We start from the raw sequence: 13,242 nt of genomic DNA on the forward strand, positions 1-13,242 counted from the left end.
TGGGGGGGCGGCGGATGCCGCGGGCATGCTCTTCGGCGGCGCGATCCTCACCAGCCTCGTCCTCACCGCGGTCGCCGCGATCGTCGCCTGGCGCACGGGGCGCGACCTCGCGTGGGTGCCGATCGTCTCGGCATCCGTCGTCGTGGCGGGCTATCTCGCGGCGGCGGCGCTCTTCGACGGCGCGGTGCGCTGACGGGTCAGGTCGCGTTCCAGAGGTCGCGGTAGTAGGCGAGGCGCTCCTCGTCGGGCGCGACGCCGTAGGCCTCGAGGAGCACGCCGTCCCACCCGGGGCCGTAGTTCCAGCCGGTGCTCATCGCGGCGACGGCGATGTCGCCCCACCGGTCGCCGAGGCCCAGCTGGCCGAGGTCGACGTGCCCGCTCCATCGGCCGTCGTCCCCGATCAGCGTGTTCGGCGCGCAGGCGTCGCCGTGGCAGACCACGAGCTGGTCGATCGGCGGCGCCTCGCGCAGCTCGTCGGGGACGATCACCCCGCGCGCCGCGGCGTTCGCGACGCGCGCCGGCACGGTCCAGTCGAAGGGACAGGATGCCGCCGGCAGGCTCTCGTGCAGGGCGCGCAGGCCCTCGCCGATCGCCCTGACCGCCGTCTCGGGCCGCGCGACCCACGCCGGATCGACCGCCGAGAGGCCGGTGAGGGCGCGGGTCACGAGCCACTCCGTTTCGCCGTCGTCGCCCTGCTCGATCACCGTCGGCACGCGCACGTAGGGAGCTGCCCAGGCCATCCGCTCCGCCTCATCCGCCATCGAGGTCTCGAGATGGACCGGACCGACCTTGATGAACCGGTCGTCGTCGGTGCGGAACGTCTGCCCGCCGAGCTTGTTCTCCCACACCGGCAGGAGTGCCGCACCGCGCGCGAGGCGGCGCACGATCGGGGGGACGGGCGCGTCGGCGAGGGGGACGGACATCCCTCCATCCTGTCGCCCACCTTCGGGGACGGCTAGCCTGGAGGCATCCTGCTGCCGTGGCACCCAGTCGCGCGTAAGGTGGAACCCGATCCCGTTCGAAGGAGAGCGCATGGACATCGCCGCAGCATCCGCCCTCGTCACCGGCGGGGCCAGCGGACTCGGTCTCGCCACGGCCCGCCGCCTCGCCGCGCAGGGTGCGCACGTCGTCATCGTCGACCTGCCGACCTCATCCGGGTCCAACGTCGCCGCGGAGCTCGGCGGGACCTTCGCCGCCGCCGATGTGACGGATGCCGCGCAGGTGCAGGCGGCCGTGGCCGCGGCATCCGCCGTCGCCCCGCTGCGCGTCGCCGTCAACTGCGCCGGGATCGCGCCGCCCGCGAAGGTCCTCACCCGCGACGGTTCGCCGAGCCCGATCGCCGACTTCGAACGGATCATCCGCATCAACCTGATCGGCACCTACACCGTCATCGCCCACGCGGCGGCGGCGATGGCGGCGACCGAACCGACGGCATCCGGGGACCGCGGCGTCATCGTGAACACCGCGTCGGTCGCGGCCTTCGACGGTCAGATCGGGCAGCCCGCGTACGCGGCCAGCAAGGGCGGTGTGCACGCGATGACGCTGCCGATCGCGCGCGAACTGGCGCGCTCGGCGATCCGCGTCTGCACGATCGCGCCCGGGATCATGGAGACCCCGATGCTCGCGGGGCTCCCCGAGGCGGCGCAGGAGTCGCTCGGCCAGCAGGTGCCCTACCCGGCGCGGCTCGGCAAGCCCGACGAGTACGCCGCGCTCGTTCAGCACATCGTCGAGAACGGCTATCTCAACGGCGAGACGATCCGTCTCGACGGTTCGATCCGCATGGCCCCGAAGTGAGTGGAGACCCGATGAGCGATTCGATCCTGCTGCGCCGCGAGGGCGCCCTCGCCCGGCTGACCTTCAACCGCCCGGCGTCCCTCAACGCGATGGACTTCGAGATGGGCACGCGCTGGCGCGACCTCGCGCACGAGCTGACGCGCGACGACACGGTCGGCGCGATCGTGTTGGATGCCGCGGGCCCGGCGTTCTGCGCCGGCGGCGACGTCGTGCAGATGGCGACCTCCGGTGGCAGCGGCGACACGATCACCGAGATGGCCGGGGTGATTCACGACGGCATCCGGACGTTCGTCGAGTCGTCGATCCCGATGGTCGCCGCGGTGCAGGGCGCGGTCGCCGGCGGCGGCCTCGGTCTCATGCTGACTGCGGACTACATCGTCGCGTCGCCGCGAGCCGTGTTCGTCAGCAAGTACGCGAACATCGGGCTCACCCCTGATCTGGGAGTCTCGACGCTGCTGCCGGCGGCGGTCGGACAGCGCCGCGCGCTGCAGATGCTGCTCACCGACACGACGATCGACGCGCCGACTGCGCACGAGTGGGGGCTCATCGCCGAGGTCGTCGACCAGCCCGGGGAGCGTGCCGACGAGATCGCGCGGGCCTGGCTCGACGGCGCGACCGGGGCGTTCGGGCAGGCGAAGCGCCTCGTCCGCACCGGCGCCGCGCGCCCGTTCGCCGACAACCTCGACGACGAGGCCCGCACGATCGGTGCTTCGTTCGACACCCCCGATGCGGCGACGCGGATCGCCGCGTTCGCCGCGGCATCCCGTTCGCGCCGTTCCTGACCCACTGGAGAACCCATGACCCTCGCCGGAAAGACCATCCTCATGTCGGGCGGCAGCCGCGGCATCGGCCTCGCGATCGCGCTGCGCGCCGCGCGGGACGGCGCGAACATCGCGCTGCTCGCCAAGACCGACACCCCGCATCCCAAGCTCGAGGGCACGGTGCACTCGGCGGCGGAGCAGATCCGCGCGGCGGGGGGTCGTGCGCTGCCGATCGTCGGCGACGTCCGCGACGACGGCGACATCACCGAGGCCGTCATGAAGACGCAGGGCGAGTTCGGCGGCATCGACATCGTCGTCAACAACGCGTCGGTCATCGACCTGTCGGGCTCGCTCGAACTGGCCGCGAAGAAGTACGACCTCATGCAGGACGTCAACGTGCGCGGCACCTTCATGCTGTCGCGCACGGCGCTGCCGATCCTGAAGGATGCCGCGAACCCCCACATCCTCTCGCTGTCGCCGCCCCTCAACCTGTCGCCGAAATGGCTCGGCGCGCACACCGGCTACACGCTCGCGAAGTACGGCATGACGATGGCGACGCTCGGCATGGCCGCCGAGTTCGCGAAGGACGGCGTCGCCGCCAACACCCTCTGGCCGCAGACGACGATCGCCACGGCCGCGGTGCAGTTCGCCCTCGGCGGCGACCGGATGATGAAGGTCAGCCGCACGCCCGAGGTCTACGCCGACGCGGCGTACGAGGTGCTCTGCAAGCCGGCGCGTGAGTACACCGGGCAGACTCTCATCGTCGAGGACGTTCTGAGGGATGCCGGTGTCACCGACTTCTCGCGCTACGCCGCGACGCCGGGGACACCCGACGCCGAGCTGTTCCCCGACATCTTCCTCGACTGAGGTCGGAGCGCGCCCGCGCGTCAGACCAGGCCGAGCTTCACGAACGCGTTCCACACACCGTCGTCGAGCACGTCGGTCGTGACGTTGCCCGCCCGCTCCTTGAGGGCGGGATCGGCGTTGCCCATGGCGACGGGGGAGCCGACGACGTCGAACATCTCGGCGTCGTTCCAGCTGTCGCCGATGCCGATCGCGTCGGCGGCGTCGAGGCCGAGGATGTCGAGCACGCGCACGATCGCCGAACCCTTGTTCGTCCCCGCCAGTCCGATCTCCCCGTTGGACCCGCCGGGGAGGGGGATGCTGCCGGGGATGACGTGGAAGCGCTCGCCGAGGTCGGCCTGGGCCTTGTCGACGCTGTCGGAGCGCTTGCTGATGAACGTGGTCTTCGCGATGGCGTCCAGGTCCGCCTCGCCGACGGGACGGTAGGTGACGATCGGCTTCGGGTCGACGGCATCGGTCTGTCCGAGCCGGCGGGCGTCCTCGAGGTGACGCTTCCGGCGCTCGGCGAAGTACTCGTCGAGCATCGCACCGACCCCGTCGCTCGCGTAGACGGCCTCGTTCGACTGCAGGAAGTAGTCGATGTCCTCCGCCTCGAAGTAGGCGATCAGGCGGTCGGTGTCCTCGCGCGGCATCGGGTCGGCGAACAGCAGCTCGTCGCCGCGCACCGCGTAGGCGCCGCCGTTGGTAATCGCGCCGTCGTAGCCGATCTCGCGGACCTTGGGGTGGATGTCGCCGGCGGCGCGTCCCGTGCAGAGGTAGACGAGGTGGCCGTTCTCGCGTGCCGTCCGGATCGCGGTGATCGTCGAGTCGGCGACGGCCGTTCCGTGCTCGAGGATGGTTCCGTCCACGTCCAGAAAAGCGATGCGCGTCATCCGTCCATTCTCCCGGACGCGGATGAACGCTCGGTGCGCGGGCGGGTCAGAGCTGCTTGCGCAGGAAGACCTGCTCGGTGCCGTCGTCGCCGGGGACGCGCTCGCTCTCCTCGTACCCCTCGCGTTCATACAGGCGGATGTTCGCCTCGCTGAGCGACCCCGTGAAGAGTTCGGCCGTCGTCGCGCCGGCCTCACGGCCCCGCTCCTCGACCGCCGACAGCAGCGCGGTCCCGAGCCCCGAGCCCTGCTGATCGGGTGCGATCGCGATGCGGCCGATGAGGAGCAGGTCGCCGTCGACGCGGGCGCGCACGCAGCCCACCATGCGCTCGCCGTCGAGGGCGACGCATCCGAGGTTGTCCTCGAGTTCGGCGCGGACCTCGTCGAGCGTCTGCGTGAGCGGCGGCATGTCGACGGCGTCGTAGATGAGCGCCTCCTGCACGAAGGCGGCCCGCTGCAGGGTGAGCACCTCGCCCGCGTCGTCGACGGTGATGGGACGGATGCGGGCGGTGCTCATCCGTTCAGCGTAATCCGCCTTCGGCGGCCCGCGGCCGGCGGCTTAGAGTGACCGCATGCCCGATGTCGCCGCCGCGATCGCCACCCGTCCGCTCGTCCTCGACGGTGGGCTCGGGACGATGCTCGAGGCCCGCGGCCACGATCTCAGCGGAGTGCTCTGGTCGGCGGGCGTGCTCATCGACGCGCCCGGTGACGTGCGCGACGTGCACGCCGCGTTCGTCGAGGCCGGCGCCGACGTCGTCACGACGGCCTCCTACCAGCTCGGGTACGACAACCTCGCCGCGGCGGGGCGGGAAGCCGCCGAGGTCGATGCGCTGCTGACCACCTCGGTTCGCCTCGCCCGCGAGGCGTCGGACGGCCGGGCGTGGGTCGCGGCATCCGTCGGTCCCTTCGGTGCCGTGCGCGCGGACGGCAGCGAGTACACCGGTGCGTACGGTCTGTCGGTGGCCGAGCTGACCGCGTGGCACCGCCGTCGACTGCTCGCGCTCGCGGAGGCGGGGCCTGACCTCCTCGCCGTCGAGACGATCGCATCGCCCGCCGAGGCCGAGGCGCTGGCGGCCGCGCTCGAGGGCGTGGGGATCCCGGCGTGGATCTCGCTGTCGGGCGCGAGCACGGCCTTCGACGGCGACGACGCGCTCGCCGCTGCGCTGGCGGCCGCCGCGGCTGCGCCCGGGGCCGTCGCCGTCGGAGCGAACTGCTGCCCGCCGGCCGCACTGACCCGCGTGCTGGACCGGATGCCGCCGACGACGCCCGCCGTCGTCTACCCGAACAGCGGCGAGGTCTGGGACGCCGCCTCGCGCTCGTGGCACGGCCACGCGACGGCCACCTTCGCCGACGTCGACGCCTGGGTGGAGGCGGGGGCACGGCTGATCGGCGGATGCTGCCGCACGACTCCCGAGGACATCGCCGGCCTCGCCCGCCGACTGAAGGACTGAGCCGCCCGGCATCCGTCCAGCCCGCCCCGGTAGCCTGGAAGGCATGACCGAGTCCACTCCCGCGCGCCCCGAGGGCATGTCCGCCGTGCGCTCGACGACGCCCAAGCAGGTGCGTCCCGCGACCGAGGGGTGGACGCAGGCGAAGGATGCCGAAGGCCGCCCGCTCCTGCAGTTCGCGAGCCCCAAGCGGGGCAAGCCGCCCGTGCACCTCGCCGACCTGGATCACGACGCGCGCGTAGAGAAGCTGAAGGAGCTCGGGATGCCGGGCTTCCGCGCCGCGCAGCTCGAGAAGCACTACTTCCAGCACTACACGTCCGACCCCGCCCACATGACCGACCTGCCGGCGGCGAACCGCGACGAGCTCGTCGGCGGGCTGCTGCCGAACCTCATGACCGAGGTGCGCCGGCTCGAGACCGACGGCGGCGACACGATCAAGTTCCTGTGGCGCCTGCACGACGGCGCGCTCGTCGAGTCCGTGCTCATGCGGTACACCGGGCGCATCACGCTGTGCGTGTCGAGCCAGGCCGGCTGCGGCATGAACTGCCCCTTCTGCGCCACCGGCCAGGCGGGCCTCACCCGCAACATGTCGGCGGCCGAGATCGTCGACCAGGTCGTCCGCGCCAACCGCCTCATCGCCGACGGCGGCCTGGGCGATCCCCGCAAGGTCGGCCACAAGGACGAGCGCGTCACGAACATCGTCTTCATGGGCATGGGGGAGCCTCTCGCCAACTACGCCCGCGTCATGCAGGCCGTTCGCACGATGGTCGACAAGAAGCACGGGCTCGGCATGAGCGCCCGCGGCATCACGGTCTCGACCGTCGGGCTCGTGCCGGCGATCCGCAAGCTGTCCGCCGAGGAGATCCCGGTCACCTTCGCACTGTCGCTGCACGCTCCCGACGACCACCTGCGCGACGAGCTGATCCCCGTCAACTCGCGCTGGAAGGTCGATGAGGCCCTGGACGCCGCGCGCGAGTACTTCGACAAGACCGGGCGTCGCGTCTCGATCGAGTACGCGCTCATCAAGGACATGAACGACCACGCCTGGCGCGCGGATCTCCTCGCCGAGAAGCTCAACGCGCGCGGTCGCGGCTGGGTGCACGTGAACCCGATCCCGCTGAACCCGACGCCCGGCTCGATCTGGACCTCGTCCGACGTCGACGTGCAGAACGAGTTCGTCCGCAGGCTCAACGACGCCGGCATCCCGACGACCCTCCGCGACACCCGCGGCAAGGAGATCGACGGCGCGTGCGGTCAGCTCGTCGCGACCGAAGAGGATCAGGCCGCGGCGGCATCCGTCTGACTCCGGAGGCGATTCCGCCGGCGGCGTAACCCTGTCAAGGCCCGCGGAGTCGACCGGGGCGCGAGAGTAGCGTCATCGGCATGGTCAACTATCGATTCCTGGGCAACAGCGGCCTCAAGATCACCGAACTCACCTACGGCAACTGGCTCACCCACGGTTCGCAGGTCGAGAACGACGCGGCGATCGCGACGGTCCACAAGGCCCTCGACCTCGGCATCACCTCGTTCGACACCGCCGACGCCTACGCGAACACGGCGGCCGAGTCCGTCCTCGCCGAGGCGCTGAAGGGTCAGCGCCGCGAATCCCTCGAGATCTTCACGAAGGTCTACTGGCCGACCGGTCCCAAGGGGCCGAACGACCACGGTCTGTCGCGCAAGCACCTGCTCGAGGGCATCAACGGTTCGCTGAAGCGGTTGAACACCGACTACGTCGACCTCTACCAGGCGCACCGCTACGACTACGAGACCCCGCTCGAGGAGACGATGCAGGCCTTCGCCGACATCGTCCGTCAGGGCAAGGCGCTCTACATCGGCGTCAGCGAGTGGACCGCCGAGCAGCTGCGGGCCGGGCACGCGCTGGCGAAGGAGCTCGGCTTCCAGCTCATCTCGAACCAGCCGCAGTACTCCGCGCTGTGGCGGGTCATCGAGGGCAAGGTCGTCCCGACCTCTGCGGAGCTCGGCATCTCGCAGATCGTCTGGTCGCCGCTGGCGCAGGGCGTCCTGACGGGCAAGTACCAGCCCGGTCAGCCGGCGCCCGAGGGCTCGCGCGCGACGGACGAGAAGGGCGGATCCGACATGATCAAGCGCTTCATGAAGGACGAGACCCTCACCGCGGTGCAGAAGCTGCAGCCGATCGCCGAGGGCGCGGGCATCACGATGCCGCAGCTCGCCCTCGCGTGGGTGCTGCACAACCCGAACATCGCCGCGGCGATCATCGGGGCGTCGCGTCCCGAGCAGCTCGAGGACACCGTGAAGGCCTCGGGGATCGAGCTCGACGACGACACGTACGCCGCGATCAACGAGGCGCTGGCGCCGGTGGCGGTCACCGACCCGGAGGAGACGTACTCCGTCTCGCCGAAGTCCCGTCTGATCTGACGAGCGCCGCCCGTTCGTGGCCACGCAGAGCGCCGGCATCCTGCTCTACCGTCTCGACGGTGGGGGCGGGGTGTCGGCGTTCGTCGCTCACATGGGCGGGCCGTACTGGGCGTCGAAGGACGAGGGTGCCTGGTCGGTCCCGAAGGGTGAACTCGAGGACGGCGAAGAGGCGTTGGATGCCGCGAAGCGCGAGTTCCGCGAGGAGCTCGGCGTCGCCCCTCCCGAGGCGGACTACGCCGAGCTCGGCACGTTCGCGTACTCGTCGGGCAAGCGGGTGACGGTGTTCGTCGCCGACGGTACGGGCTTCGAGGCGGAGGGGTTCGTGTTCGGTGAGTTCGAGATGGAGTGGCCGCCGCGATCGGGCCGGACGGCATCCTTCCCCGAGGTCGACCGCGCCGAATGGATGCCGCTGGATCGCGCGCGCGAGCGGGTCGTGAAGGGGCAGCGGCCGGCGTTCGATCGGTTGGCCGAGCTGCTGAGCGCCGCGGACACCTGACGGCCGCGGCAACAACCGCGGAGCATTCGCGGGGGTCGCGGGTCGGAACCGGTTGCGGAGCTCGACCTCGACGAAGACTCCGCGGTCCGTGCCCGCACCGGCGCGCGGGTCAGCGCTTCTTCTTCGGCGCCTCGGACACGTCGAGCCTCTCGTGCAGGCCGCCGAGCGACGACCACGCCGATTCCTTGCCGGATGCCGCGTGTTCGGCGCCGCGCACGGCGCGCTCGTCGGCCCACTCGTTGAGGACGTGACCGCGGTGTCCGCGGACGTGCTCGAGGACCACGTCGGGAAGGCCCGCGGCGCGGCGAGCGTCGCGCGCGGTGATCAGCTGCTCGAGCAGGTCGACGTTCTTCGTGGGCGCGCCGGTGGACGTCTTCCAGCCGCGGCGGCGGTGACCGTCCATCCATTTCTCGTACGTGTCGATGGCGTACTTGGAGTCGGCCTGCACGACGAGCTCGCGGACATCCGCATGGTCCTCGATGGCCTTGAGGAGGCCCATCAGCTCGCCGACGTTGTTCGTGCCCTGGATGATCGAGCCCGCCGCCCAGTGGCCGTCCTCACCGACCCACGCCCAGCCCGTCGGTCCGGGATTGCCCTTGCAGGCGCCGTCGGTGGCCACGACATAACGGGAGGAATCGGTCACCCGACCACGCTACCCGCGCGCGGCACGACCGCCGCGCGCGGGAGGGGTGTCACGGGCGCAGCAGGACCTTGCCGACGCGGCCGGCGGTCAGGCTCGCACGGGCGGCGTCGCGCGCCTGCTCGAGCGGGAACGTCGCCGACACCGGCAGGGTCAGGACGCCGGAAGAGAGGTGCTGGGCGAGTTCGCCGAAGAGCCGGCCGCGCCCCTCGGCATCCATCTCGGTGCTCACCTTGCTTCCCCAGAAGCCCTCGATCGTGATGTGGCGGAAGATGACCGGGCCCGACGCGAGCTGCATGACGGGAGCGTCCATCGCGCCGAAGACGACGAGCGTGGCGTTCTCGCCGAGGAGCGAGAGGACGTGACCGCTCGACTCGCCGCCGACGGAGTCGACGCCGGCGATGATGGGGGCGCCTCCGGTGATCTCGGCGACCTTGTCGCGCCAGTCGTCGGTGTCGACGGCGACGACTCGGTCGATGCCCTGCTCGGCGAGCTCGGTGACGGCGGCGCTGCGGCGGACGAGGCCGAGGATGTTGAGGCCGCGGGCGCGACCCATCTGCGCGACCATGCGGCCGACGGCGCCGTTCGCGGCGTTCTGCACGATCCAGTCGCCCGGCTTCACGTCGAGGAAGTCGATGAGGCTGATGGCGCTGAACGGCATGGAGACGAGCTGAGCGGCCTGGTCGTCGGGAAGGCCCTCGGGAACGGGGATGAGGGTCGCGGCGCGGGCGATGAACTGCTCGGCCCACACGCCGAAGGTGCCGCCGGTGGCGATGCGCTGGCCGACCTGCAGGTTCTCGACGCCCTCACCGAGCTCCTCGACGACGCCGACGGCCTCGGTGCCCGAACGGGCGGGGAGTTCCGGCTTGAAGCCGTAGGTGCCGCGGATGGTCCACAGGTCGTGGTTGTGGATCGGCGAGGCGAGCAGCCGCACCCGGACCTCTCCCGCACCGGGGGTGGGGTCGGGGAGCTCCGTGGTCTCGAGGACGTCGGCCGGTTCGCCGAAGACGGGGTGGGTGACTGCGCGCATGTTCTCCTCCAAGGCGTCATTTTGTAACGATCGGTCTAATATAGTACCGACGGCTGAGAGGGGCATCCATGGGACGCACGGCGACATTCGACCGCGACGACGTCGTCCGCGCTGCGCGCGACGTCTTCTGGGCGCGCGGCTACGCCGAGACCGGTGTGGCGGAACTCGAAGCGGCGACGGGGCTCAAGCGCTCGAGCCTGTACCACGCGTTCGGCAGCAAGAAGGGTCTGTTCGAGGCCGTCGTCGCGCGGTACCTCGACGAGGTCGTGCGCTCCCGCATCGGCCGGCTGCAGCGATCGGATGCCGGTCCCGACGCGCTCGAGCACTACGTCGCCGAGATGCGGCGCGCGATCGCGAGCGGCACACCACGGGCGCAGGCGGGATGCCTGCTGCTCAACGCCGCGTGCGCGCCCGTCGTCGACGACGACCCCGACGTGCGCGCGCTCGTCACGGCGTACACCGATGAGCTCCGTGCCGCGATCGCCGCGGGTGTGGATTCCGCGCGGCCGGAGATCTCGGCAGCCTCGCGCGCGGCTCTCTCGGAGGTCTGTGCGTCGCTGGTGATCGCCGCGCTCGCCGTGGCGAGGGTGGATCCGGATGCCGCTGATCGCAGCCTCGGCGCGGTCCTCACCGCTGTCGCGTCGTGGGATGCCGGCGCAGCCCCTGTGTATACATAATCCGGCCATCTTCTCTCTTTCGCCCACGATTAGACCCACTGTGCATACACTGAGATCATGACGGATGCACCCGCGCGGTACGCCGGGGTCCGCGCGTACGAGACGCTGCTGCGCGAGATCCAGGACGGGACGCTGCCTCCCGGGGCCGTTCTGGCCGAGGTCGAGCAGGCCGCACGACTCGGCGTGAGTCGGACGCCGCTCCGCGAGGCACTCCGCCGACTCGCCGCCGGCGGGCTCGTCGAGCAGGCGTCCCCGCGGGTCACCGTCGTCGCCGGCATCGATGCCTCCGATATCGAGGCCCTGTTCGCCGTGCGCCGCGCGCTCGAGGAGACCGCGGCCCGGTTGGCGGCCCGAGCGGGCGATCGATCCGTCTTCGCTGCGCTCGCCGCCGAGTTCGCAGCGACGCAGGCGTCGGGCGGAGCGGCATCCGACGCCGACGCGTACTACGCGCTCATCGCCCGCTTCGACGCCGAGCTCGACGCCGCCGTCCGCAACGACTACCTCACCTCGGCGCTGCGCACCGTCCGCACTCACCTCGTGCGCGTGCGGCGCCTGGCTCGCGACAACCCCGAACGCCTCGCCGCCTCGGTCGCCGAGCACCGCCTCATCGCGGGCGCGATCGCCGCCGGTGACGGCGACCTCGCCGCCCACGCGACGCACGTGCACCTGCACAACGCGCTCGCCTCGATCCTCGACTCCCTGTCCGACACCCCGGAGGAACCGACATGACCGCCACCCACCACGTCCGCGTCTACCGCAGCGACGAGCCGCTGCCCCGCGAGGAGCAGCTCGCCCACAAGATCGCGCAGGTCGCCGTCGATCCGGTCGCCGTCGAGGACGACGTCGTCGACATGATCGTGAACCGGGTCATCGACAACGCGGCGGTGGCCGCGGCATCCCTCACCCGTCGTCCCGTCAGCGCAGCCCGTTCGCAGGCGCTGTCGCACCCGGTGTCGACGGGCGGCTACGGCGGCACGGTGTTCGGCGTGCCGAACGAGACGCGCACGAGCCCGGAGTGGGCGGCGTGGGCCAACGGCGTCGCCGTCCGCGAACTCGACTACCACGACACGTTCCTGGCGGCGGAGTACTCGCACCCGGGAGACAACATCCCCGCGATCCTCGCGGTCGCGCAGCACGTCGGCGCCGACGGGGCAGCCCTGGTCCGCGGGCTCGCGACCGGGTACGAGATCCAGGTCGACCTCGTCCGGGCGATCAGCCTGCACAAGCACAAGATCGATCACGTCGCGCACCTCGGGCCGTCGGCCGCCGCCGGCATCGGCACGCTCCTCGGCCTCGACGTCGAAACGATCTCCCAGGCTGTCGCCCAGGCGCTCCACACCACCACCGCGACTCGCCAGTCGCGGAAGGGTGAGATCTCGACGTGGAAGGCGCACGCCCCCGCGTTCGCCGGGAAGATGGCGGTCGAAGCCGTCGACCGCGCGATGCGCGGCGAGACCTCGCCGTCGCCGATCTACGAGGGTGAGGACGGCGTCATCGCCTGGCTCCTCGACGGCAAGGACGCCGCCTACGAGGTGCCGCTCCCCGCCGCCGGCGAGCCGAAGCGCGGCATCCTCGACACGTACACGAAGGAGCACTCGGCCGAGTACCAGGCGCAGGCGTGGATCGACCTCGCCCGCAGGCTCGGCACCGAGCGCCCCGAGCTGCGCGACCCCGCCAACATCGCCTCGATCGTCCTGCACACGAGCCACCACACGCACTACGTGATCGGCTCGGGCGCCGGCGACCCGCAGAAGTACGACCCCGCGGCATCCCGCGAAACGCTCGACCACTCGATCCCGTACATCTTCGCGGTCGCGCTGCAGGACGGCGGATGGCACCACGTCGACTCGTACACCCCCGCGCGCACCGGACGGCCCGACACCGTCGCCCTGTGGCACAAGGTCACGACCGCCGAGGATGCTGAGTGGACGCGCCGCTACCACTCGGAGGACCCCGCCGAGAAGGCGTTCGGCGGTCGCGTCGAGATCACCCTCGCCGACCGCTCCACCGTCGTCGACGAGATCGCCGTGGCCGACGCCCACCCGCTGGGTGCCCGGCCGTTCGCCCGCGAGGACTACATCCGCAAGTTCCGGCTGCTGGCCGAGCCGGTGCTCGAGGCCGCCGAGATCGAGCGGTTCCTCGCGCTCGTGCAGCGCCTGCCCGAACTCACCGCGGACGAGGTCCGTCAGCTGGACTTCGTGGCCGCGCCCGGCGTCCTCGCGGCCGCCCCCGCCCCGAAGGGACTTTTCTGATGGAGAGCGTGGTC

The 13,242-nt window shown here is 71.3% G+C and carries 16 protein-coding genes; 11 read left to right on the plus strand and 5 right to left on the minus strand.

The features are described 5' to 3' along the window. Positions 1 to 25: 25 nt before the first annotated feature. On the plus strand, positions 26 to 193 hold the full coding sequence (locus ACPEH0_RS11810; RefSeq protein ID WP_366214231.1) for a hypothetical protein: 168 nt from the start codon (positions 26 to 28) through the stop codon (positions 191 to 193). Between the two features lie 4 nt (positions 194 to 197). Here the strand turns inward: ACPEH0_RS11810 and ACPEH0_RS11815 are convergent, their stop codons facing one another. Further along, positions 198 to 923: an aminoglycoside 3'-phosphotransferase gene (locus ACPEH0_RS11815; protein WP_253035257.1), complete on the minus strand. Its 726-nt coding sequence runs from the start codon at positions 921 to 923 to the stop codon at positions 198 to 200. A 109-nt stretch (positions 924 to 1,032) separates the two neighbouring features. Here ACPEH0_RS11815 and ACPEH0_RS11820 point away from each other — a divergent pair, with 109 nt between their 5' ends. From ACPEH0_RS11820 to ACPEH0_RS11830, 3 genes are read left to right on the plus strand one after another with little or no spacing between them, the layout of a single operon-like run. Then, positions 1,033 to 1,794 carry an SDR family NAD(P)-dependent oxidoreductase gene (locus ACPEH0_RS11820; protein ID WP_366214233.1) on the plus strand — a complete coding sequence of 254 codons (762 nt, stop codon included), beginning with the start codon at positions 1,033 to 1,035 and terminating at the stop codon, positions 1,792 to 1,794. A gap of 11 nt (positions 1,795 to 1,805) precedes the next feature. Next, positions 1,806 to 2,576 (plus strand): enoyl-CoA hydratase/isomerase family protein, encoded by a 771-nt coding sequence (locus tag ACPEH0_RS11825; protein ID WP_366214234.1) that lies wholly within the window; start codon positions 1,806 to 1,808, stop codon positions 2,574 to 2,576. A 15-nt stretch (positions 2,577 to 2,591) separates the two neighbouring features. Further along, complete coding sequence (locus tag ACPEH0_RS11830; RefSeq protein ID WP_253035260.1) at positions 2,592 to 3,422, plus strand: SDR family oxidoreductase; 831 nt, start codon at positions 2,592 to 2,594, stop codon at positions 3,420 to 3,422. Positions 3,423 to 3,442: 20 nt separating this feature from the next. Here the strand turns inward: ACPEH0_RS11830 and ACPEH0_RS11835 are convergent, their stop codons facing one another. Together ACPEH0_RS11835 and ACPEH0_RS11840 are read right to left on the minus strand one after the other, a co-directional pair. Then, on the minus strand, positions 3,443 to 4,291 hold the full coding sequence (locus tag ACPEH0_RS11835) for a Cof-type HAD-IIB family hydrolase (protein ID WP_366214235.1): 849 nt from the start codon (positions 4,289 to 4,291) through the stop codon (positions 3,443 to 3,445). Between the two features lie 46 nt (positions 4,292 to 4,337). Continuing rightward, the gene (locus ACPEH0_RS11840) at positions 4,338 to 4,805 is read right to left on the minus strand and encodes a GNAT family N-acetyltransferase (RefSeq protein ID WP_217532464.1); all 468 of its coding nucleotides are present in this window, start codon (positions 4,803 to 4,805) and stop codon (positions 4,338 to 4,340) included. Positions 4,806 to 4,860: 55 nt separating this feature from the next. On the opposite strand from ACPEH0_RS11840, the gene mmuM reads away from it, so the two are divergent. The 4 genes from mmuM to ACPEH0_RS11860 all read left to right on the plus strand — a co-directional run bounded on the left by mmuM (position 4,861) and on the right by ACPEH0_RS11860 (position 8,629). Continuing rightward, complete coding sequence (mmuM, locus tag ACPEH0_RS11845) at positions 4,861 to 5,739, plus strand: homocysteine S-methyltransferase (RefSeq protein WP_366214236.1); 879 nt, start codon at positions 4,861 to 4,863, stop codon at positions 5,737 to 5,739. 43 nt (positions 5,740 to 5,782) lie between these two features. Further along, positions 5,783 to 7,039, plus strand: coding sequence for a 23S rRNA (adenine(2503)-C(2))-methyltransferase RlmN (gene rlmN, locus ACPEH0_RS11850; protein ID WP_423719472.1), 1,257 nt, complete (start codon positions 5,783 to 5,785; stop codon positions 7,037 to 7,039). 80 nt (positions 7,040 to 7,119) lie between these two features. Next, positions 7,120 to 8,133, plus strand: coding sequence for an aldo/keto reductase family protein (locus ACPEH0_RS11855; RefSeq protein ID WP_217532468.1), 1,014 nt, complete (start codon positions 7,120 to 7,122; stop codon positions 8,131 to 8,133). 16 nt (positions 8,134 to 8,149) lie between these two features. Then, positions 8,150 to 8,629 carry an NUDIX domain-containing protein gene (locus ACPEH0_RS11860; RefSeq protein ID WP_217532469.1) on the plus strand — a complete coding sequence of 160 codons (480 nt, stop codon included), beginning with the start codon at positions 8,150 to 8,152 and terminating at the stop codon, positions 8,627 to 8,629. A gap of 109 nt (positions 8,630 to 8,738) precedes the next feature. Here the strand turns inward: ACPEH0_RS11860 and ACPEH0_RS11865 are convergent, their stop codons facing one another. Both ACPEH0_RS11865 and ACPEH0_RS11870 read right to left on the minus strand, forming a co-directional pair. Continuing rightward, complete coding sequence (locus tag ACPEH0_RS11865; RefSeq protein WP_366214237.1) at positions 8,739 to 9,272, minus strand: ribonuclease H family protein; 534 nt, start codon at positions 9,270 to 9,272, stop codon at positions 8,739 to 8,741. 49 nt (positions 9,273 to 9,321) lie between these two features. Further along, positions 9,322 to 10,299, minus strand: coding sequence for a zinc-binding dehydrogenase (locus ACPEH0_RS11870; RefSeq protein ID WP_366214238.1), 978 nt, complete (start codon positions 10,297 to 10,299; stop codon positions 9,322 to 9,324). A 68-nt stretch (positions 10,300 to 10,367) separates the two neighbouring features. Here ACPEH0_RS11870 and ACPEH0_RS11875 point away from each other — a divergent pair, with 68 nt between their 5' ends. The 3 genes from ACPEH0_RS11875 to ACPEH0_RS11885 are packed head-to-tail and all read left to right on the plus strand — an operon-like array spanning position 10,368 to position 13,228. Next, positions 10,368 to 10,976 (plus strand): TetR/AcrR family transcriptional regulator, encoded by a 609-nt coding sequence (locus tag ACPEH0_RS11875; RefSeq protein ID WP_366214239.1) that lies wholly within the window; start codon positions 10,368 to 10,370, stop codon positions 10,974 to 10,976. Between the two features lie 57 nt (positions 10,977 to 11,033). Next, the gene (locus ACPEH0_RS11880; RefSeq protein ID WP_359919677.1) at positions 11,034 to 11,705 is read left to right on the plus strand and encodes a GntR family transcriptional regulator; all 672 of its coding nucleotides are present in this window, start codon (positions 11,034 to 11,036) and stop codon (positions 11,703 to 11,705) included. Beyond that, positions 11,702 to 13,228, plus strand: a complete 1,527-nt coding sequence (locus ACPEH0_RS11885) for an MmgE/PrpD family protein (RefSeq protein WP_366214240.1) — start codon at positions 11,702 to 11,704, stop codon at positions 13,226 to 13,228. Before ACPEH0_RS11880 ends, ACPEH0_RS11885 begins: the two co-directional genes overlap by 4 nt. Positions 13,229 to 13,242: the final 14 nt, after the last annotated feature.

This window comes from Microbacterium sp. NPDC079356 (genome assembly GCF_049545465.1).
Classification (GTDB): Bacteria; Actinomycetota; Actinomycetes; order Actinomycetales; family Microbacteriaceae; genus Microbacterium; species Microbacterium gawkjiense.

Bases quoted from the DNA above. Each gene is read 5' to 3' on its own strand.
- ACPEH0_RS11830 (WP_253035260.1), top strand. From the start codon at position 2,592: ATGACCCTCGCCGGAAAGACCATCCTCATGTCGGGCGGCAGCCGCGGC.
- ACPEH0_RS11820 (WP_366214233.1), top strand. From the start codon at position 1,033: ATGGACATCGCCGCAGCATCCGCCCTCGTCACCGGCGGGGCCAGCGGA.
- ACPEH0_RS11810 (WP_366214231.1), top strand. From the start codon at position 26: ATGCTCTTCGGCGGCGCGATCCTCACCAGCCTCGTCCTCACCGCGGTC.
- ACPEH0_RS11835 (WP_366214235.1), bottom strand. From the start codon at position 4,291: ATGACGCGCATCGCTTTTCTGGACGTGGACGGAACCATCCTCGAGCAC.
- ACPEH0_RS11885 (WP_366214240.1), top strand. From the start codon at position 11,702: ATGACCGCCACCCACCACGTCCGCGTCTACCGCAGCGACGAGCCGCTG.
- ACPEH0_RS11880 (WP_359919677.1), top strand. From the start codon at position 11,034: ATGACGGATGCACCCGCGCGGTACGCCGGGGTCCGCGCGTACGAGACG.
- ACPEH0_RS11875 (WP_366214239.1), top strand. From the start codon at position 10,368: ATGGGACGCACGGCGACATTCGACCGCGACGACGTCGTCCGCGCTGCG.
- ACPEH0_RS11855 (WP_217532468.1), top strand. From the start codon at position 7,120: ATGGTCAACTATCGATTCCTGGGCAACAGCGGCCTCAAGATCACCGAA.
- ACPEH0_RS11825 (WP_366214234.1), top strand. From the start codon at position 1,806: ATGAGCGATTCGATCCTGCTGCGCCGCGAGGGCGCCCTCGCCCGGCTG.
- ACPEH0_RS11870 (WP_366214238.1), bottom strand. From the start codon at position 10,299: ATGCGCGCAGTCACCCACCCCGTCTTCGGCGAACCGGCCGACGTCCTC.
- ACPEH0_RS11815 (WP_253035257.1), bottom strand. From the start codon at position 923: ATGTCCGTCCCCCTCGCCGACGCGCCCGTCCCCCCGATCGTGCGCCGC.
- ACPEH0_RS11840 (WP_217532464.1), bottom strand. From the start codon at position 4,805: ATGAGCACCGCCCGCATCCGTCCCATCACCGTCGACGACGCGGGCGAG.
- mmuM (WP_366214236.1), top strand. From the start codon at position 4,861: ATGCCCGATGTCGCCGCCGCGATCGCCACCCGTCCGCTCGTCCTCGAC.
- rlmN (WP_423719472.1), top strand. From the start codon at position 5,783: ATGACCGAGTCCACTCCCGCGCGCCCCGAGGGCATGTCCGCCGTGCGC.